The organism is Hanstruepera flava (assembly GCF_023634025.1).
Classification (GTDB): Bacteria; Bacteroidota; Bacteroidia; order Flavobacteriales; family Flavobacteriaceae; genus Hanstruepera; species Hanstruepera flava.
In genome coordinates, this window is record NZ_JALJCW010000001.1 from 1,265,718 (window position 1) to 1,286,150 (window position 20,433).

Annotated in this window: 18 protein-coding genes; 7 read left to right on the forward strand and 11 right to left on the reverse strand. The window is 34.4% G+C overall.

Annotated features, from left to right (window positions below):
- Position 1 precedes the first annotated feature (1 nt).
- The gene (locus MTX13_RS05930; protein WP_250433475.1) at positions 2–2,644 is read right to left on the reverse strand and encodes a T9SS type B sorting domain-containing protein; all 2,643 of its coding nucleotides are present in this window, start codon (positions 2,642–2,644) and stop codon (positions 2–4) included.
- Between the two features lie 86 nt (positions 2,645–2,730).
- Between MTX13_RS05930 and MTX13_RS05935 the strand changes: the two genes are divergently transcribed.
- Positions 2,731–3,042 (forward strand): antibiotic biosynthesis monooxygenase family protein, encoded by a 312-nt coding sequence (locus tag MTX13_RS05935; protein WP_250433476.1) that lies wholly within the window; start codon positions 2,731–2,733, stop codon positions 3,040–3,042.
- On the forward strand, positions 3,039–5,390 hold the full coding sequence (gene pbpC / locus MTX13_RS05940) for a penicillin-binding protein 1C (RefSeq protein WP_250433477.1): 2,352 nt from the start codon (positions 3,039–3,041) through the stop codon (positions 5,388–5,390). The genes MTX13_RS05935 and pbpC overlap by 4 nt, the downstream gene beginning before the upstream one ends.
- Here pbpC and MTX13_RS05945 read toward each other — a convergent pair whose 3' ends face one another.
- Entirely contained in the window at positions 5,391–5,915 is a 525-nt protein-coding gene (locus MTX13_RS05945; protein ID WP_250433478.1) for a YciI family protein, read from the reverse strand. It abuts the gene before it with no gap.
- On the reverse strand, positions 5,912–6,385 hold the full coding sequence (locus MTX13_RS05950) for a CYTH domain-containing protein (protein ID WP_250433872.1): 474 nt from the start codon (positions 6,383–6,385) through the stop codon (positions 5,912–5,914). Before MTX13_RS05950 ends, MTX13_RS05945 begins: the two co-directional genes overlap by 4 nt.
- Positions 6,386–6,420: 35 nt before the next feature.
- On the opposite strand from MTX13_RS05950, the gene dinB reads away from it, so the two are divergent.
- Positions 6,421–7,524, forward strand: a complete 1,104-nt coding sequence (dinB, locus tag MTX13_RS05955) for a DNA polymerase IV (RefSeq protein WP_250433480.1) — start codon at positions 6,421–6,423, stop codon at positions 7,522–7,524.
- Here dinB and MTX13_RS05960 read toward each other — a convergent pair.
- Positions 7,521–8,996, reverse strand: coding sequence for a helix-turn-helix domain-containing protein (locus tag MTX13_RS05960; protein WP_250433482.1), 1,476 nt, complete (start codon positions 8,994–8,996; stop codon positions 7,521–7,523). The genes dinB and MTX13_RS05960 overlap by 4 nt on opposite strands.
- Before the next feature lie 124 nt (positions 8,997–9,120).
- Between MTX13_RS05960 and aceB the strand changes: the two genes are divergently transcribed.
- Both aceB and MTX13_RS05970 read left to right on the forward strand, forming a co-directional pair.
- Positions 9,121–10,719, forward strand: a complete 1,599-nt coding sequence (gene aceB, locus MTX13_RS05965; RefSeq protein ID WP_250433484.1) for a malate synthase A — start codon at positions 9,121–9,123, stop codon at positions 10,717–10,719.
- 72 nt (positions 10,720–10,791) lie between these two features.
- On the forward strand, positions 10,792–12,423 hold the full coding sequence (locus MTX13_RS05970) for an isocitrate lyase (RefSeq protein WP_250433485.1): 1,632 nt from the start codon (positions 10,792–10,794) through the stop codon (positions 12,421–12,423).
- 76 nt (positions 12,424–12,499) lie between these two features.
- Here MTX13_RS05970 and pyk read toward each other — a convergent pair whose 3' ends face one another.
- The 5 genes from pyk to MTX13_RS05995 all read right to left on the reverse strand — a co-directional run bounded on the left by pyk (position 12,500) and on the right by MTX13_RS05995 (position 16,801).
- On the reverse strand, positions 12,500–13,942 hold the full coding sequence (gene pyk, locus MTX13_RS05975) for a pyruvate kinase (RefSeq protein ID WP_250433486.1): 1,443 nt from the start codon (positions 13,940–13,942) through the stop codon (positions 12,500–12,502).
- On the reverse strand, positions 13,942–14,424 hold the full coding sequence (locus MTX13_RS05980) for an IPExxxVDY family protein (RefSeq protein ID WP_250433487.1): 483 nt from the start codon (positions 14,422–14,424) through the stop codon (positions 13,942–13,944). The genes pyk and MTX13_RS05980 overlap by 1 nt, the downstream gene beginning before the upstream one ends.
- A 130-nt stretch (positions 14,425–14,554) precedes the next feature.
- On the reverse strand, positions 14,555–15,295 hold the full coding sequence (gene rnc / locus MTX13_RS05985; RefSeq protein WP_250433488.1) for a ribonuclease III: 741 nt from the start codon (positions 15,293–15,295) through the stop codon (positions 14,555–14,557).
- A gap of 7 nt (positions 15,296–15,302) precedes the next feature.
- Entirely contained in the window at positions 15,303–16,553 is a 1,251-nt protein-coding gene (gene fabF / locus MTX13_RS05990) for a beta-ketoacyl-ACP synthase II (protein ID WP_250433489.1), read from the reverse strand.
- A 14-nt stretch (positions 16,554–16,567) separates the two neighbouring features.
- Positions 16,568–16,801 (reverse strand): acyl carrier protein, encoded by a 234-nt coding sequence (locus MTX13_RS05995; RefSeq protein WP_223032432.1) that lies wholly within the window; start codon positions 16,799–16,801, stop codon positions 16,568–16,570.
- 185 nt (positions 16,802–16,986) lie between these two features.
- Here MTX13_RS05995 and purN point away from each other — a divergent pair, with 185 nt between their 5' ends.
- Together purN and MTX13_RS06005 are read left to right on the forward strand one after the other, a co-directional pair.
- On the forward strand, positions 16,987–17,553 hold the full coding sequence (gene purN, locus MTX13_RS06000) for a phosphoribosylglycinamide formyltransferase (RefSeq protein ID WP_250433490.1): 567 nt from the start codon (positions 16,987–16,989) through the stop codon (positions 17,551–17,553).
- Positions 17,554–17,637: 84 nt separating this feature from the next.
- Positions 17,638–18,279, forward strand: a complete 642-nt coding sequence (locus MTX13_RS06005) for a ribonuclease H1 domain-containing protein (protein ID WP_250433491.1) — start codon at positions 17,638–17,640, stop codon at positions 18,277–18,279.
- On the opposite strand, the gene MTX13_RS06010 is transcribed toward MTX13_RS06005, so the two are convergent.
- Together MTX13_RS06010 and MTX13_RS06015 are read right to left on the reverse strand one after the other, a co-directional pair.
- On the reverse strand, positions 18,280–19,023 hold the full coding sequence (locus tag MTX13_RS06010) for a LytR/AlgR family response regulator transcription factor (RefSeq protein ID WP_250433493.1): 744 nt from the start codon (positions 19,021–19,023) through the stop codon (positions 18,280–18,282).
- A gap of 5 nt (positions 19,024–19,028) precedes the next feature.
- A complete protein-coding gene (locus tag MTX13_RS06015) occupies positions 19,029–20,429 on the reverse strand; it encodes a sensor histidine kinase (protein WP_250433494.1) in 1,401 nt (466 codons plus the stop codon).
- Between the last annotated feature and the right edge of the window lie 4 nt (positions 20,430–20,433).

A 20,433-nucleotide genomic window follows, 5' to 3' on the forward strand; every position in this document is an offset into this window, starting at 1 on the left:
TTTAACGTTTTAAGGTAAAATGACCTCTGAATATTTGGTTTTCAATTTGAATAACATACCAATAGTCAGATGTTGGCAATAATTGATTTTCAAAAGTGCCATCCCATGAAAAAGCTTGGTTTACTGAACGCTTTATGAGCTTTCCGTACCTATCATAAATAGTAACTTCAGAATTAGGGTAGCTTTCAATTCCTTTTAGGGTAAATATGTCATTTTGACCATCATTGTTTGGCGTGAAAAACTTTGGAATCACAAAATGTAAATATTCCAATGAAGCTTGACCACAACCATCCCTTTCTCTAACATATACTGTATACAAACCGCTCTCAACTTCAAAAATATTGTTAGCTTGATATGAAATACCATCTAAAGAATACTCAAAATTTCCTACAATTGTTGTTAAAATTTCAATTTGAAATCCATTTGAATTTATAGATTCAATAACTGGATTATTTATTTGAGTTAATTCGATTGTTTTTGTTGAAGAGCAATTATTACTATCTGTCACTACAACAGTATAAGTGCCTGGTGTATCTACTTCTATTTGTGGAGTAGTTTCTCCTGTGCTCCACAAATAAGTTACATTTGAAATGTTAGCATCTAAAATAATGGTATCGTCTTCGCAAAATGTTAGAAATTCATCTTCTACATCAGGAAATTCGTTTCCAGCAATCAGGCTCACAGCTGTTCGTGTTGTTGATTTACAGTTTGTTACTTCATCAAATGCCTCGGCATAATAAGTTCCTGGAGTACTTGTAGTATAAGTTGCACTGTTACTTGCTAAAAGCGTTCCTCCTGTAGCTTCATCAAACCAATCTACTCTAACGCCAAATGGAACTGAAACACTCAAGTCTCCAGTAGACGTATTACAACTCACACCAATATCCCCTTCACTAATCGGTGGATTAGGGCTAGTGTTAAAAACTTCAATTTGTACGCTACTAATTGACGTACATCCACTGCTTAATATAATGGATTCAGCAAAATAAAAGCCTGCACTTGTTGCCGAATAAACAGGGCTATCAGACAACAATAAAGTACCATTATTATCATACCAATTTACAGAAATCCCAGAAGGTACTGTAACAGTTAAAATAGCTTCATTTGTTGTACAGTTTAATTCCACATCACCATTGCTTATTGGAGCATTAGGCCTCACAGTTGAAACCGAAACTGGAGTCCTAATTAAAGAAATGCAACCTGTAGTGTTATCTAATGCTTCTGCATAAAAAGTAGCATTTCCAATAGAGGTTGTAAAAGTTGAACTGTCTGCTAATAAGAGATTACCATCTATTGGTGAATCATACCAATCTACAGTAACTCCATTTGGAATTGTTACCGATAATTCTGCCTGATTAGTAGTGCAATTAAATTCAACATCACCATTACTTATAGGAGAATCAGGGTCTATTCGACTAATACTTACAGCTGTTCTTGTTAAAGATCTACAACCTGTTGAAACGTTTACAGTTTCAGCATAAAATGTACCTGATTCACTTGTTGAATAATATATAGTGTTATTGGCTTGCAATAGAATTCCGTTAGTTGGTGAATCGTACCAATTTACTGTAAAACCATTTGGAGCTGAAACAGATAATATAGCTTGATTGATATCACAATTAAACAAAACATCTCCATTACTAGCAGGTGGATCAATATCAGGCTGAACAACAATTTCAAAAACTTCTGAAATAGTATTACAAGAATCATTAGCTAAATTAATTGGGCTTTCTGCTACTTTTACACGATAATATTGAGTTGTTAAAATATTATTTACTTGATATGTTTGATTGGTTTCACTGGGTATATCGGACCAATTAGTTCCATCAATACTCTCCTGCCATTGATAAAAATGTGAATTAAAAACTGAAAAATCTGGTATAGCTTCAAGAGTTGTTGAGTATGGTATTTCAGAAGGGCAAACTGAAATGCTTGTGTTAGAAAAAGTATCTTCAATCGATATAAAATCACCACAGGTTTTAAAAACGATATCATCAATAGCTAAATCGTTTCCACAGCCACCAACACCGTTGTTTATCATTTTTAGAATTACAGATGTCTGATTTGGAAGTGTTTGAAAAACCAAAGCATATTGTTCCCAATTAGGATTATTTGTTTCATAAATGTCTCCCGTATTTCCTGATGCTAATAAATTTGTGTTAGTGTTATCCCAAATTTCAAACCCAACATTTATAGGTATTGTTCCTGTTGGCTGAGTAGAGCAAAAACTATTTGCTATAACTAGATTAATCAACCAAGCGGAAAATTCATAAGTTGTATTCTCACATAAACCAGAAATATTGGTGCTGTAAAACTCTCCAGCAGAAAATCCTGCATTAACAATCAAGCACTTCCCATTACTATCTTCTACTGTATGATCTTGAATTTGATGCCAATCAAATGCATTACCAAATGTACTATTTGAAACTGTATAAAATCCATCTTCAGGATATTGATTTGCAAACGGATAAGTAGTTGTTCCTATTGGCAAAGAACTAAAGGATGTCCCTGTCCCAAAAGTCTCTATAAAAATAGGATCGCCAGAATTACCTCCACAAAATCCTAATTGAGCACTACTTCTATTAGTAGAAAAATAAAAGCATAGAATTAGGATAACTTTAAGAAAAATTGTGCAATGTTTCACGTTATAAAGATAGATATTAAGCTTGCAAAATTTTATATTAGTAAATGATTAACGCCAAAAACCTAACGAAATCGTTTTCGTAAAAAATGAAAAATTTGATTAAACCATATTATGCAGTCATTTTCACTTCAACTCAAAAAGAGCATATTGAAGGTTATGCAGAAATGACAAACCAAATGGAAGCACTTGCCAAAACTCAAGACGGCTTTTTAGGTATGGATAGCGCAAGAAACGAAGTTGGAATTACAGTGAGCTATTGGGAAAGTCTGGAAGCTATAAAAAACTGGAAACAGCACACCGATCATCTAGTAGCGCAACAAAAAGGCAGACAAGATTGGTACAGTTGGTACAATGTGAAAATTTGCAAAGTAGAACGTGAGTATGAGTTTAGTTCGTGAACAAAACAATAAACTATATAAAACGCAATAAAATTAAATCGGCAATAGTTTTAATATTGCTAATAGCTTATTATTTCTGTTTACCAAAACAATTGTTTAAAGACCCAACAGCAACAGTCATTACAAGTTCAAACAACGAATTACTTGGTGCACAAATAGCTACTGATGGCCAATGGCGATTTCCACAAAACGATAGCATTCCAGAAAAATTTAAAGCCTGTATCCTTCAATTTGAAGATGCTTATTTTTATAAGCATCTTGGATTTAACCCTATTTCAATAGCAAAAGCTTTGAAAGAAAATATAAGTTCAGGGGAGATAAAAAGAGGAGGCAGTACTATTACGCAACAGGTTATTAGGCTTTCCAGAAAAGGCAAATCACGTACTTACTTCGAAAAAGGTATTGAAATTATTCTTGCAACCCGATTAGAATTTAGGGAATCTAAAGAAACCATTCTTTCTCTTTATGCTAGTCATGCACCTTTTGGAGGAAACGTTGTAGGTATTGATGCGGCTTCATGGCGTTATTTTAATAGAAGTCCTTATCAATTATCATGGGCAGAAAGTGCTACACTAGCTGTACTGCCAAATGCTCCAAGCTTGATTTACCCAGGGAAAAATCAACAAAAATTACTGCAAAAAAGAAATCGCCTTTTAAAAAAACTCCTCGATTCAAAAAAGATTGATTCCTTAACTTATCAATTATCTATTGAAGAATCCTTACCTCAAAAACCATATCCACTACCACAATTAGCACCTCACTTATTACAGCGTGTTGCTAAATCAAATAAAGGGCAACGAAAACAGACAACCCTAGATATTCAACTTCAAAATCAGGTAAATACCATTATAAAAAATCACTATAACCAATTACAGCAAAACGAAATTTACAATGCTGCTGTTTTAGTTTTAGATGTTGAAACCAGACGTGTTTTAGCTTATGTTGGTAATACGCCAACAGATAAAAAACATCAAAAGGATGTCGATATTATAAACAAACCAAGGAGTACAGGCAGTATTTTAAAACCGTTTTTGTATGCTGCCATGTTGGATTCTGGAGACCTATTGCCTAATACTTTAGTAGCAGATATTCCAACACAATTTGGCAGTTATACTCCTGAAAATTATCATAAATCGTATGATGGTGCAGTTCCTGCAAGTCGTGCCTTATCGCGTTCGTTAAATGTGCCTGTAGTTCGAATGCTTCAGGAGTTTGGGTTAGATAAATTCCGACACTATTTAAAACAACTTGACTTAAAAGATTTAAAATATAAAACAGATCACTACGGATTATCAATTATATTAGGTGGTGCAGAAAGTAATCTTTGGGATTTATGTAAAAGTTATGCTGCTATGTCTGCAACATTAAATCACTATACCGAAAGTTCCAGCAAGTATTTCTCAAATGAATTTAGTGAGCCCATTTTTTTAACTTCAGATAAAACAAATAAAGGAAAAGCAGTTGATGATAAAATCTTATATGATGCTGCTTCAATTTACTTAACCTATGAAAGCTTAAAAGAAGTGAATAGACCTGAAAGTGATGAAAGTTGGGAGTTTTTTGATAGTTCAAAACAAATCGCTTGGAAAACAGGTACAAGTTTTGGTTTTCGTGATGCTTGGGCTATTGGTACGACAAAAGATTATGTGGTTGGTGTTTGGGTTGGTAATGCCGATGGTGAAGGAAGACCAGGATTGGTAGGTGTTCAAACAGCTGCTCCAATTTTATTTGATATATTTAAAATATTACCTCAAAGCAATTGGTTTGCTAAACCTTTTGATGAAATGCAGCAAATAGAAATCTGCAAACAAAGTGGTTACAGAGCTTCTCAATACTGTGAAGTGATTGCAAAAGAGTTTGTACAATTAAGCGGATTAAAAACAAAGCCATGTCCTTATCATATTCTTGTACACGTTGACGAAACTGAACGCTATCAAGTAAATTCAGAATGTGAAGATGTTAATAATATTAAACACAAATCTTGGTTTGTATTACCACCTCTTATGGCACATTTTTATAAAACAAAAAATCCGTTCTATAAACAACTTCCAAAATTTAGAGCTGATTGCATAAGCGATTCTGAAACTACAATGGAATTTATATACCCTAAAGACAATAACACTATTTTTTTACCAAAAGATTTTGATGGAGATACCAATGAGCTTATATTAAAAATAGCCCACTCTAAACCAAACACCACCTTGTTTTGGTATGTAGATAACACCTTTGTTGGCTCAACAAAAAGCATTCATGATTTAGCCATTATCCCAACCATAGGAGAGCATTACATTACCGTTGTAGATGAGTTTGGAACAGAAACCAAATGCCAAATCACTATTTCAGAATAATTAACGCAAAGGAAAACCTTTTGCTGCCCACCATGGGTGAACTTCAATCACCAATCGTCCTGCTTTTACCATAGGATCTAAATTTGCTAAACTATCAGCCATTTTAAGGGTTGGTACATTGTAAATGGTGATACCACGAATCTCACCATCATCACCAAAAGGACCAGAAATATCAGCATAACCTTCTTCGTACATACGCCCTAAATGAGCCAAATGTTCGTTTTGAAGTTTGGCAGCTTCCTCTTCATTTTGAGAGCGAATTGGACCTGATTTTAAAAATGCTATAAAATATTGCTGCATCAAAACCGTATCTTGAGTTTTTTCATCAACATAGTCAAAGGTTTGATAACCCCTTTCTGTAAGTTCAGCTTTGAGTGCTTTGGCTGATTTTACTGGCTCACCTTTGTAAGTTTCAACATAAACCGTATCGGTTTTTATGATAGTTTCAGTCTTTAAGTCGGTTGTTTTATCGTTCTTGCAACTTACTATCAATAATAGTAATAGTGCCAAACTAATCTGTTTCATTTTTTCCAGGTATTATATGGTTCTTTACTTAATTGTGCATTGTAATATTTAACTTGTCCTGTAACTTCCTCACCGAGCCATTGCGGTTTTTTAAAAATCTCTGTAGGGTGATTTAGCTCTATCTCTGCTACTACCAACCCAACGTTATCTCCAAAAAACTCATCTACTTCAACAATATGGTTTCCATAGGGAACCTCGTAACGCATTTTATCAATCACACCTCTTTCACATAACAATAATAGCGATTCAGCTTCAGTTTTAGAAATTTCTTTTTCCCATTCAAAACGCAACAAACCATCTTCAGATGATTTTCCTTTTACGGTTATAAACCCTTGTTGACCCTTTAAACGCACCCTAACTGTTCGTTCGGGATCTGTGTTTAAAAAGCCTTGTTTAATTCTAAAACTTCGTGAGGCTTCAGTTTTAAAAGCATCTGATTGTGTTAAAAACTTACGTTCTATTTCTGTCATAAAAATAAAAGACATTTAATGTCTAAATTTACGTTATGCAAAACGATTTACCAATACGGAAAATTATTCATGTGGATATGGATGCATTTTATGCGTCTGTAGAGCAAATGGATAACCCAGAATTAAAAGGTAAACCTTTGGCTGTTGGTGGTGGTGGCAAACGTGGTGTTGTAAGTGCAGCAAGCTACGAAGCGCGAAAATTTGGTGTACGAAGTGCCATGAGTGGTGTAAAAGCCAGGCGTTTGTGCCCAGAACTTATTTTTGTAAGACCGCGTTTTGATAGATATCATGACATCTCCAAAAAGATTCGCAAGATTTTTTATGATTATACCGACAAAGTTGAACCTTTATCTTTAGATGAAGCTTACCTTGACGTAACCGAAAACAAAAAAGGAAATCCCAGCGCAACACGCATTGCCAAAGAAATTCGTGAACGCATTTTTAAGGATGTTGGCTTAACCGCTTCAGCAGGTATTTCGATTAATAAGTTTATAGCTAAAGTAGCTAGTGACTACAACAAACCCAACGGTCAAAAAACAGTTAATCCAGAAGAAGTGATTCAATTTTTAGAAGATTTAGACATCCGCAAATTTTATGGCGTTGGTAAAGTAACAGCTGAAAAAATGTATCAAAAAGGTATTTTTACAGGTAAGGATTTAAAAAGCAAATCTTTGGAATACCTCGATGAGAATTTTGGCAAATCGGGCAGGTACTATTATTATGTCGTACGCGGTATTCACAATAGCGAAGTCAAACCCAACCGTACACGAAAATCATTGGCTGCAGAGCGCACTTTTAGTGAAAACCTATCTTCCGAGGTTTTTATGTTAGAAAAATTGGACCATATTGCCGAAGAAGTTTCTCGGCGTTTACAGAAAAGTGACGTGGCTGGAAAAACGGTGACACTAAAAATAAAGTATAGTGATTTTACGCTACAAACCCGTAGCAAAACTTTGCCTTATTTTATAAGCGATAAGAGCATTATTCTGGAAACTGCAAAAGATTTATTGTATCAAGAAAAACTACAAAACTCCGTAAGGCTTTTAGGTATTTCTCTCTCTAACCTTAACACCGAAAAAAAACCAAAACAAACAGAGTCTAAAAAAGAAGTCAGCGTGCAATTGCAGTTTGAGTTTTAAGAAAACGTCTTGTTTAAAGTTTCAACAATAGTCGCTATTTGTTTGTTCTTATCTACTCTATCTAACACCAAAGCAGGAGCCTGACGTTCTTTGCAATCCTTAATGGCACAACGCTCACAGGTGACTCCAACCTCATGGGTAATAAGGTTTTTATCTTTTAAAAAATTAAGTTTTCGCTCCAATTGTTTATTTATTAATAGCCCTACGGAAATGCTTCGATATTGATTATCTCTAAAAGGATCTTTGGTGGCCGAAGACAGCACCAAATACTTCATGTCATCATTGACATAATTTGAAATCTGAACACTAAATTCATGTGATTTATCACTCTTGCCGATGTTCTTTAAAACGTTTAAAGACACCCACCTCCTACAATAATGCTCATTGGTTTCGTTGGCTCTTGGTGAGTGCTGATGGGACAAATGAAGTTCTTTTTTGAGGTGAAATTTTTCACTTCCTGCTCTATGGGTGAACCGTAAAAAAAACAAATCCTGAATATTGAATGCTTTTGGCAAAACATTAGTTAAGCGCTGATAGAATGATTCTGGAGAAGCATTAAAACTTGCCATGAGCTTCATAAATCGCGAGTTGTTAAAGGTCTTCATCTCAAAAAGTTTTTGCAATTGAGTGGACAATTCAGCCTTTGGAATAATTAAGGCACCTGCAAAATATGAGGCATAAAAATTATTAAGGACTTGATCGAAACTTTCAAATTTAATCCATGGAAATGTGTATAACCTATCGGTTATTCCAAGATAATTGTATGCTATTTCTTTGGCATAAATAAAGATGCGTTGTGCTTCATCAATACCCGAAGCCAACAGTAATGTTTTGGTTTTAGGAACAAAAACCGAGCGAAGACTACCCAAAGCTTGATGTTTTTTCAACTCATTATCATTAATGGTGTATCCATACTCTTCAATTAGTATTTCCTCAATATCTTTAGATGATATGGGTTTTGATAAATCAACTTGATAAGCTTTTGAAAATTTTAAAACACTTTGCTCTAAATCATCAAAATAATTATTGTTGGCTTCCTGAAATGAGCGAACGGATGCCAAGAAAAAACTCTCTCGACTAAAATTATAATGCTGCGCGATTTCAATAATGGTGCTGATGAACGCATTGACTTTCGCTGGTGCGTTGGCAACGATGTCTATCAGGTCACTTTCTTTAATCCCAAACAAATCCAACGGAATTTCCTTAAAGATTTTAGATTGCAACAACTCCCCAATGGGTGCTAAATTTTTATCAAGCTTTAGGGATACCAATTGATCATAGGGTACGTCCAATTTCTCTGATAGAATCGCAATCTTATCTGGTTTGGGATATTTTTTCCCTTTTTCAATCTCGTTTAAATAAGATTTTGATAATCCTGTGAGTTTGGACAACCCAAATAAGGATAAATTTTTATCCGTTCGAATTTGCTTCAGCTTGAGTCCAAATATGAGTTTAATATAGTCTTGTTCCATGTCTAAAAACAAAAATAGTCAATTTTGCGAAAACAAAATAAAAAGCGAAAATACATTTTTAGCGAACGTTCGCTTGTTTTTTTAAAAACTTTATTCTAATATTGTCTTGTAAAACAATACGATTATGGAAAACACACTATTAAAACAGCCTAAAATTCAATTTGCCGACAACGTAAAAAATTACTATCCCGAACTTTTGACCGATGAAGCCATTGCGTTTATTACCATACTGCAAGAGAGATTTAATGACAAAAGATTAGCATTACTGGAAGCTCGTAAAAAAGAGCAAAAACGTTTTGATTCTGGCATGTTACCGTGTTTTCCCAGTGAAACGGAAACCTTGCGAAAAAGTGATTGGGTGGCTGGTGAAATTCCCCATGACTTAAAAGACAGGCGTGTTGAAATAACAGGCCCTGTTGACCGAAAAATGATTATCAACGCTTTAAATTCTGGTGCAAAAACGTTTATGGCGGATTTTGAAGACAGCAATTCCCCTAATTGGAAAAATTGTATGGAAGGACAGCAAAATCTTATAGATGCCAATAATAAAACCATTAGCCTAGCAGACCATGCTCGTGAAAAAACCTATCAGTTACAAAATGATACAGCTGTACTATTAGTTAGACCTCGTGGATTACATTTAAATGAGCGTCACCTATTAGTTAATGATAATGAGGCTTCAGCCAGTTTAGTTGACTTTGGCTTGTATGTTTTCCACAATACGGAAACCTTATTAAAACAAAATACAGCTCCCTATTTTTATTTGCCTAAACTGGAACACTATCTAGAAGCTCGATGGTGGAATGAGGTTTTTGAATTTGCTCAAGAGTTTTTGAATGTTCCTATTAGTACGTTCAAGGCTACCGTTTTAGTTGAAACCATTACGGCGAGTTTTCAGTTGGATGAAATTATTTATGAACTCAAAGACCATATTGTAGGTCTAAACTGTGGACGTTGGGACTATATTTTTTCCTACATCAAAAAATTCAGAAACCATAAAAATTTTACCGTGCCAAACCGCGATCAGGTAACTATGACAACACCTTTTATGAATGCCTATTCTAAATTGGTCATACAGCGTTGTCATAAACGAGGCATTTCAGCTATTGGTGGTATGGCTGCCCAAATTCCCATAAAAAACAATGAGAAAGAAAATGCCGCTGCTCTAGAAAAAGTAAGATTAGACAAGGAACGTGAGGTTAGAAATGGTCATGACGGCACTTGGGTAGCACATCCTGCTCTAGTTTCAGTGGCATTGGGCGAGTTTGACAAATACATGCCAACAGATAATCAAATTCACAACAAACGAGAAGATTTTCTCATTACCGAAGCTCAATTACTTGAAATTCCAGAAGGTACTGTTTCTGAAGCTGGTATTAGAAAAAATATCAATGTTGGCATCCTTTATCTAGAAGCCTGGTTGCGAGGCCATGGTGCTGTGGCTCTCTATAACCTCATGGAAGATGCCGCTACGGCTGAAATATCACGAACCCAGCTCTGGCAGTGGTTAAAAAACGAAGTGGTCTTGGAAGATGGTAGAACCCTAACCCTTGAGCTTTACATGGAGTTATTTGATGATGAGATTGAAAAGATTATCACCGAAGTCGGTGAATCTAATATCGCAGACACGAAGTTTAAATTGGCCATAAAATTATTTGACAAACTGGTTCTATCAGACAAATTCGAAGAATTTTTAACCATTCCCGCTTATAAATATCTCTAAAAAAACAATCCTGCGATTGCTGCAACAATCAACAGGATTTAATTATTAATTAAAATAACGTATTACAAAATTATGGAAAATTTAGTTCACAGCAAGTATCAGTCTGCTTATCAAGCCGTAAAAACCCTTAAAGAAAAACACGGTGAAACTTGGAAGGCAATAAATCCAAAACATGCCGCTAGGATGACTATTCAAAACCGTTTTAAAACAGGATTGGACATAGCCAAATATACGGCTGCCATTGTGAGAAAAGATATGGCTGAATACGATAACGATTCTACAAATTACACACAATCTTTAGGGTGCTGGCATGGTTTTGTGGCTCAACAAAAAATGATTGCCGTTAAAAAACATCATAAAACCACAGATAAAAAGTACCTCTACCTTTCTGGTTGGATGGTTGCAGCTTTACGCTCTGAATTTGGTCCATTACCTGACCAATCTATGCATGAAAAAACAGCTGTACCTGCTTTAATTGAAGAAATTTATGATTTTCTGCGCCAGGCAGATGCTATAGAATTAAATGACCTATTTAGACGACTTGAAAATGGTGAGGATGTAAAAGACCAAATAGACAATTTTGATACGCATATCGTGCCAATCATTGCTGATATTGACGCTGGTTTTGGAAACGAGGAAGCTACCTATTTATTGGCCAAAAAAATGATACAAGCTGGAGCATGTGCCATTCAAATTGAAAATCAGGTTTCAGATGCTAAACAGTGTGGGCATCAAGATGGGAAAGTAACCGTGCCACATGAAGATTTTATTGCCAAAATAAACGCCATACGCTATGCTTTTTTAGAGTTGGGCATAGAAGATGGCGTCATTGTAGCACGAACGGATTCCGAAGGTGCCGGACTGACACAAAAACTACCCGTTAGTCAAGAACCCGGCGATTTGGCGTCTCAATACCTGGCGTTTGTTGAAGCTGAAGACATAAACCTTCAGGATGCCAAGGAAGATGAGGTGCTCTTAAAAAGAGATGGTAAACTAGTAAAACCTATTAGGCTTTCCAACGGGTTATATAAATTTAAAGAAGGTTCCAATATTGACAGAGTCGTTTTAGATTGCATAACCAGTTTACAGCATGGTGCCGACTTATTGTGGATTGAAACGCCTACTCCAAATATTAAGCAAATAGCTCATATGGTCAATAGAATTAGAGAAGTTGTACCAAATGCTAAATTGGTTTACAACAATTCCCCATCATTCAATTGGACCTTGAATTTTAGAAATCAAGTTTACGAAGAGATGATGGCTGAAGGCGAAAACATGACCGCTTATGATTTGAACGATTTAATGAATCCTGAATATGATAACTCGGAGTTAAGTTTCCGTGCAGATCAAAAAATTCAATCCTTCCAAAGTGATGCAGCAAAAGAAGCTGGCATTTTCCATCATTTAATCACGTTGCCTACCTATCACACCACGGCATTACACATGAATGATTTAACGGAAACTTACTTTGGTGAGGAAGGTATGCTAGCCTACGTGAAAGACGTGCAAAGACAAGAAATCCGAAAAGGTGTGTCTTGTGTGAAACACCAGCGTATGGCAGGTTCAGATTTGGGAGACGACCACAAAACATTTTTTGCTGGCGACAAAGCCCTAAAGGCTGGTGGCGAAAAAAATACCTCAAATCAATTTGGAGGCACTTCAACAAATAAAACAGTTATAGAAAAGTTGAGTGTGGTAGCTTAACACAATAACTTAACCGCTTGTTTAAACGCGTTAATTCATTGCCCAGTTAACGCGTTTATTATTTTTGTCTTTCTATCTAAAAACTACAGGTTGTAATTTCGGTAACCCGTAACGTATTTACCATACCTTTGTCTTGAATTGGCATGGCAGCTAAACTTACCAACATGTCTCCTTCTTCTAAATAACCTTTTTTACAGGCAATAGCATTAACGTCTTCTATAGTTTCATCGGTGCTTACAAACTTATCGTAATAAAACGCTTTAACGCCCCAAAGTAAATTAAGTTGGGTTAGTATTCTACGGTTAGAGGTAAACACCAAAATGTGGGCACTTGGTCGCCAAGCCGAAATCTGAAACGCTGTATAGCCACTATTAGTTAATGTAGAAATAGCTTTGGCATCAATTTCGTTTGCCATGTTGGCTGCATGGTAGCAAATAGATTTGGTGATGTATCGTTTGGTACGAATATGCGGAGGTAATTGCGGTACTTTAATTAAGCTGGAGTCTTCTACGCTCTTTATAATATCAGACATTTGTTTAATAACCTGTACAGGGTAACTACCAACAGACGTTTCTCCAGAAAGCATAACGGCATCTGCTCCATCCATAACCGAGTTGGCAACATCGTTAACTTCGGCTCGTGTTGGCGTTAAGCTGGAAATCATGGTTTCCATCATTTGCGTAGCAATAATCACTGGGATTCTAGCTTGCTTGGCACGAAGCACCAATTTTTTTTGAATAAGCGGAACTTCTTCAGCAGGAATTTCAACACCCAAATCACCACGAGCTACCATTAATCCATCGCAATACGCTACAATCTTGTCAATATTTTCAACAGCTTCCGGTTTTTCAATTTTGGCTATTATTGGTATTTTATGGTCGCTATGTTCACTTATTAGCTCTTCCAATTGCATAAGGTCTTCGGCATGTCGAACAAAGGATAGGGCTATCCAATCTACTTTCTGTTCAATGGCAAAAAGAGCATCTTCTATATCCTTCTCGGTTAGTGCTGGCTGCGAAATATTGGTATTTGGTAAATTCACGCCTTTTTTTGAGCGTAATGGACCTCCTTGAATAACACGAGCTTTTACTTCGCTTTTTTTATCGGTTGACACTACTTCAAAAATTAGTTTGCCATCATCTAAAAGAATACGCTCGCCAGGTTTAGCATCTTGGGGAAAACTTTCATAGGTCATGTACACACGCTCTTTGGTACCTTCAAAACGTTTGCCTGTAGCAAAAACAATTTCGTCGCCTTCATTAACAACAACTTCACCTCTCATAGTACCAACACGCAATTTAGGACCTTGTAAATCGGCAAGAATAGCTGCATTGTAATCGAACTCTTCGTTTAACTCACGTATCATATTTATGCGTTCTTTCACATCGTCGTAATTAGCATGGGAGAAATTAATTCGAAATACATTGGCACCTTCATCCAACATGCTTTTTAAAACAGATTTAGAACTTGTTGCCGGTCCTAATGTGGCTACTATTTTTGTTTTCTTTCTTTTAGGCATTAATAAAATATTAAGTTATTTTTTGACTTTAACGTATCTGGCTTAACCGAGTAAGCCGTAACTATTTGGGGAATGTTTTGAATCTTGTTTAAAATAAGTTTTAGTTTTCTATCATTTATCGTATCTGAACTTATTTTTAAAAAATAATTTACTTTTTGATATTCAGGAATTAAATAATAATTCTTTACTGAACCCGATTCTGTAAAAAGTGTTCCAGATCCTTGATTTAAATCTATACGAACCTTACAATTGTTTGATACCAAATTCCAGGTTGTAAGCTTTTTGGTATCGCACCATTCATAAATAGGATATTGAGCCTTATATATAAAATCTAAATCTTTAGATTTTCGCGCTAACTTTAAATTACAATATTGGTTTAATAAATAAGCCAATCTGTAATTTTCTATAGCACAATGAATTCCTATTAAAGTAAATTCCTGTTCGTCAATAAAATTGTCTAGAACTAACTTTTGAGTTGCCATTATGGGTTACTAATTAATTGTAAATATAGTGCATAAAACCTATAAATAAATTAACTTTTGTTTAAAGTTAACCCTTAAATATTACGAAAACGTTATAGTTGAGAGCGGTTTTACAGATGGATCAAAAAAACTAAATTGCCCGTGAAATTTGATTTTGAAAAACAAAATAAGCACGCTTGGAAGCTTTCTCTTCGGCTTTCTTTTTGGAAGTGGCTCGCGCTTTCGATACTATTTTATCATTTATAGATAGTTTAACTGAAAAATGACGAATATCATCATTCCCAGTATCTTCATAAACATTATAATCAAAAGTGTTTTTCTCTTTTTGGCACCATTCAATTAATAAGCTTTTATAACTGATAACCTTACCTTCCAGTTTTTCAATATCAACATACGGTATAATAACTTTTTTATAAATAAACTTCTCGCAGTACTTATACCCTCTGTCTAAAAAGATAGCTCCAATTAATGCTTCAAATAAATTACCGTAAATATTGTCGCCAAATTGACCTTTAGGGATTTTACTTTCAACCAAATCGACTAATTTAAGGTCTTTACCAAGTTCGTTTAAATGCTCGCGACTAACAATTTTTGAGCGCATTTTTGTAAGATAGCCTTCGTCTCCACTAGGAACTTCCATATACAAATGCGACGCAATAACTGAACCCAACATCGCGTCTCCCAAAAACTCTAACCGTTCGTAATTAATAGGGTGGCCTTCATCATCCTTTATGTTCATGGAGCGATGTGTGAAGGCTGTTTTGTAGTAATTAATATTTTTAGGCTTAAACCCTAAAATATTTTGAACAGATACAAAAAAATTCCCGCCTTTTTTAGAACGGGAATTCAATATGTTACGAATGTTTTTCATTCGAGAATTAATCTAATTTCTTGAACAGTACGCAAGCGTTGTGTCCTCCAAAACCAAATGTGTTGCTCATAGCAACTTTTACATCTCGTTTTTGTGCTTTGTTTAATGTTAAATTAAGTTCTGGATCAATATTTTCATCAACAACCTCATGGTTTATTGTAGGTGGCACCATACCATGTTCCATAGCTAAAATTGAAGCAATGGATTCAATAGCTCCTGCAGCACCTAGCAAGTGACCTGTCATTGATTTTGTTGAATTAATACTAATGTTTTTAGCATGATCTCCAAACACTTCAGAAATGGCTTTTAACTCTGCAACATCGCCCAAAGGTGTTGATGTTCCGTGCGTATTAATATGATCCACTTCTTCTGGTTGAATACCAGCATTTTCTAAACAATTTTTCATTACAGCAATAACACCAATACCGTCTGGGTGAGGAGCCGTCATATGATACGCATCAGAAGATAAACCTCCTCCAATAACTTCAGCATATATTTTTGCACCTCTTGCTTTTGCGTGTTCGTAATCTTCTAGAATTATTGCTCCAGCACCTTCACCCAATACAAACCCATCTCTGGTAGCATCAAAAGGTCTTGAGGCTGTTTCTGGACTTTCATTTCTAGTCGATAAAGCGTGCATAGCATTAAAACCTCCCATTCCAGCAATAGTAACAGCAGCTTCGCTACCACCAGTTACCACAACATCACAATGTCCTAAACGTATCGTGTTCAAAGCATCTATCATAGCATTTGCCGAAGAGGCACATGCTGAAACTGTTGTGTAATTTGGACCCATAAAACCATGCTTTATGGAAATATTACCAGGTGCTATATCCGCAATCATTTTTGGAATAAAGAATGGGTTGAATCTAGGTGTACCATCACCATCGGCAAAATTTAAAACTTCCTGTTGGAACGTTTCCAATCCACCAATTCCGGCACCCCAAATAACGCCTACACGTAATTTATTTATTTTGTCAAGATCAAGTTTTGAGTCTGCAATAGCTTCGTCAGATGCTACCATAGCGTATTGTGTAAACCTATCCATTTTACGAGCCTCTTTTCTATCTAGAAAATCGGTTGCGTTAAAGTTCTTAAGCTCACAAGCAAATTTTGTTTTGAACTTTTCAGTATCAAAATACGTTATTGGCGCAGCACCACTTTTACCACTTATAAGCGCATCCCAATATTCATCTTTGGTATTGCCTATAGGTGTTAATGCTCCTAAACCAGTAACTACTACTCGCCTTAACTCCATAAATTGTTTTTGAATTATTTTGCGCCTTCTATGTAAGAGATAGCTTGACCAACTGTTGCAATGTTTTCAGCTTGATCATCTGGGATTTGAATATCAAATTCCTTTTCGAATTCCATAATTAATTCTACAGTGTCTAATGAATCTGCTCCTAAATCGTTAGTGAAGCTTGCTTCAGTAACAACTTCGTTCTCATCAACACCTAATTTGTCTACGATAATCGCTTTTACTCTTGATGCAATGTCTGACATAATCTTTTAATTTTAAGTTTTAATTAGTGGGCAAAAATAAAAAACTTTATTTTTAAAACACACCTTTAGTTTAAAAATGTGATTGTAATTTACTAAAATTAGATTGAAGTATTTCAATTTTGCCTTCTAATTGTTAATATTTATTCTTTTTTTTGTTCGAACTAATGAACATTATTTTCTGTAAAATGAAACGAGTTGTAATTTTTGCGTCCGGAAGCGGTACTAATGCTGAAAATTTAATTAAGTTTTTTCACAACAGCGATAATGTATCTGTTATTCAAGTGCTTACCAACAATCCTCGTGCCAAAGTTCTTGACAGGGCCAAAAACCTTAAGGTTAGTGCGCTGTCTTTCAACCGAGTAGCCTTTACAGAAACTGATGATGTGTTGAATATTTTAAAAAATAACAATCCTGATTTAATTGTACTAGCTGGTTTTTTATGGAAATTTCCGGAGCGTATTTTAAATGAATTCCCTGATAAAGTCATTAATGTTCACCCTGCGTTATTACCCAAATATGGAGGCAAAGGCATGTACGGCATGCATGTGCATGAAGCCGTAGTTGCAAACAACGAAAGAGAAACTGGAATTACCATTCATTATGTGAACGAAAACTATGATGAAGGTGCTATTATTTTTCAAGCAAAATGTGAAGTTTCTTCAAACGATTCGGCCGATGATGTAGCGGCAAAAATTCATAAACTGGAAATGGAGCATTTTCCTAAAGTAGTTGAAAAGTTATTAAATAAATAAAGCCTATGTTGTCATGCTGAGCTTGTCGAAGCATCTAATAAACAGTTAATGAATTAAAGAGATTCCCACTTTCATGGGAAGAATATGAGTAAAAAGAAAAAGAAATACTATACCGTTTGGAAAGGGCACCACACCGGTGTTTTTGAAAGTTGGGAAGATTGCAAAGCACAAATAAAAGACTTTGAAGGTGCCCAGTACAAATCATTCACTTCTTTTGAAGCCGCTAAAAAAGCCTATAAAGGCAATTACAAAGACTATATTGGAAAGACTAAAAAATTTGTTAGCGAACTATCTGACGAACAGCTAAAAAAAATTGGGCAACCCAATTACAATTCCGTTTCGGTTGATGCAGCCTCTAGTGGCAATCCCGGAAAAATGGAATATCAAGGTGTTGATACCAAAACCAAAAAACGTTTGTTCCATCAAGGTCCTTTTGAAGAGGGCACCAATAATATTGGCGAGTTTTTAGCCATAGTACATGCATTAGCTTTTCTTAAAAAACAAAACAGCAATCGTATTATTTACACCGACTCTAAAACAGCCATCAGTTGGATAAAAAAGAAAACAGCCAACACCAAATTAGAACGGACAGACAAAAACAAACCTCTTTTTGAACTGGTAGACCGAGCCGTCACTTGGTTAAAAACCAATAACTACACAACAACCATTGTAAAATGGGAGACCAAAGCTTGGGGAGAAATTCCAGCAGATTTTGGCAGAAAATAATTAAGCTTCAATCCAATCCTTAAAAGCTTTAATTCGTTCTCTGCTTACAAATATTTCAAATTCATTAAAATTTTCCATTTCAATTTTAAATCTGTTGACTTTTATACGATGACAGCTCTCTAGTTTCTGTTTATTTATAATACACTTTCTACTTACTTGAAAAAAATGATTTGGATTTAAAACATCATTCAAACTTAAAAGTGAATAGTTTATAATATAATTACTTCCTTCTGCATGCAAATATGAAGCATTATCTAAACTGTAAAAACATGAAATATCTTTAACATCTACTATTCTAATTTTGTTTCCAACTTTTACTGTAAAATTATCTTTATAGTTGTTGTTTTGTTTATTTGTTATGTGCTCTTTTAAATCTGATATTTCATTATTGTTTATTAAAAATGTGTTCGTCTTTAAAATAGCTTTTTGAAGTTGTTCTTTATTAATTGGTTTAAGCAAATAGGATATGCTTTTGTATTCAAAAGCTTTCAAGCTGTAATTACTAAATGCGGTTGTAAAAATAATGGCGCTTTCAACTTTAACTTCATCAAAAATTTCAAAACATATGCCATCAGATAACTGAATATCTAAAAACAAAATTTCTGGGTGTTTGTGAGTTTGCAACCATTTTATTGCCGATTTTACTGATACTATTGATGCCAATACTTCACAATTTAAATCGGCAAGCATACGTTCAAGGCGTCTACTCGACACCAATTCGTCTTCAACAATTACAACCTGCATATTAATTAAGCTTTAAGCAAAGGTAATTTTATACTGTAAGTTTCAGTATCAGAATCGACGAGAATTAATCGATCTGAAAAATACGAATATCTTTTTTTTAAGTTTTCTAAACCTGTTTTAGTATTTGTATTCTCATCTGGTTTTAAGTTAAGTGTATTGATAATAACCAGATAATCATTTTCTAAATTCACTTGAACACTCATGGGTTTTTCAATTGATATTATATTGTGTTTTATTATATTTTCAAAAACCTGTTGCAAGGCAAATGGTAAAATATAATAGTTGTTAGTGTCATTTAAATTAAATGTGACGCTTAAGGCATTTTCATAACGTATCTGTAATAAATCCATATACTTTTTGCCAAACGATATTTCTTCATCTAAAAACGCTAAATCTTTGTTTTCTTGATCTAAAAAATAGCGATAAATAGCTGATAATTTTTCAGAAAAAGAAACAGCTCTTTCAGGATTTTCCTCAATTAAACCTGTTAAAACACTTATGTTATTAAACAAAAAATGCGGACTCAATTGCGCCTTTAATTGCTGATATTTTATGTTGACCGAAACACTAGTTAGTTTTAAGGATTCTTTTTCAAGTTTATTAGCCAAAACAATAAAATAAGTATGAATTGCCAACATTATTAATAAAAAATAAGGTGCAATTATAGATAAATTTACATTAAGCTTTTTAATAAAATTTTCAAAAGAAAAGTCAGAATACAATTCCGTAAAGACAAATGGAATTAACAAAACTCCTACAACATATACCATAATAATTAAATACGTTTTTCTTCCTTTATTAAAAACAAACTGAAAAGCAAAAAAAGAAAACATGGTAATTAATAGGCCTTTAGTAAAAAGATGAAAAGGGACTTTAAAATTTATCCATGATGAATTTCCAAACGAAAAAATGAGAATATTAAAAACAATAGATATTAAAAAGAAAATGAGGAATGTCTTGATTATTGATGGCTTAATTGCTAAATGAGTTTTAACATGAGCTCTTTTAGTATTTAAAAGATAATATATCAGCATACTAAAAAGTGTTATTACCACAGATAATATACTGTTGAATAAAGCAACTATATACAAAGACTTATGAGTGGGTTTAGCATCTGGAAGTAAACTAAAAAACACAATTACATAAACAAGAACAAATGATATTAAAGCAGGCTTTAAAAACTGCTTCAAAGCCTTAAATTTATTTTTAAATAAATCCGGTTTAAAGAATATCACTGATAAAAAGCAAGGGATAAATAATATTGAAATGCTTATTGGAAATATCCTTTTAAAATCAAAAAAGGCGCTTTCAAAACTCGAATTTAAAATGGCAATTAAAAATCCAAAGCCATTAAGAGCTACACTAACAATTAGAGCAAATAAAAATGCTTTTTTTAATTTTTTCATCTAG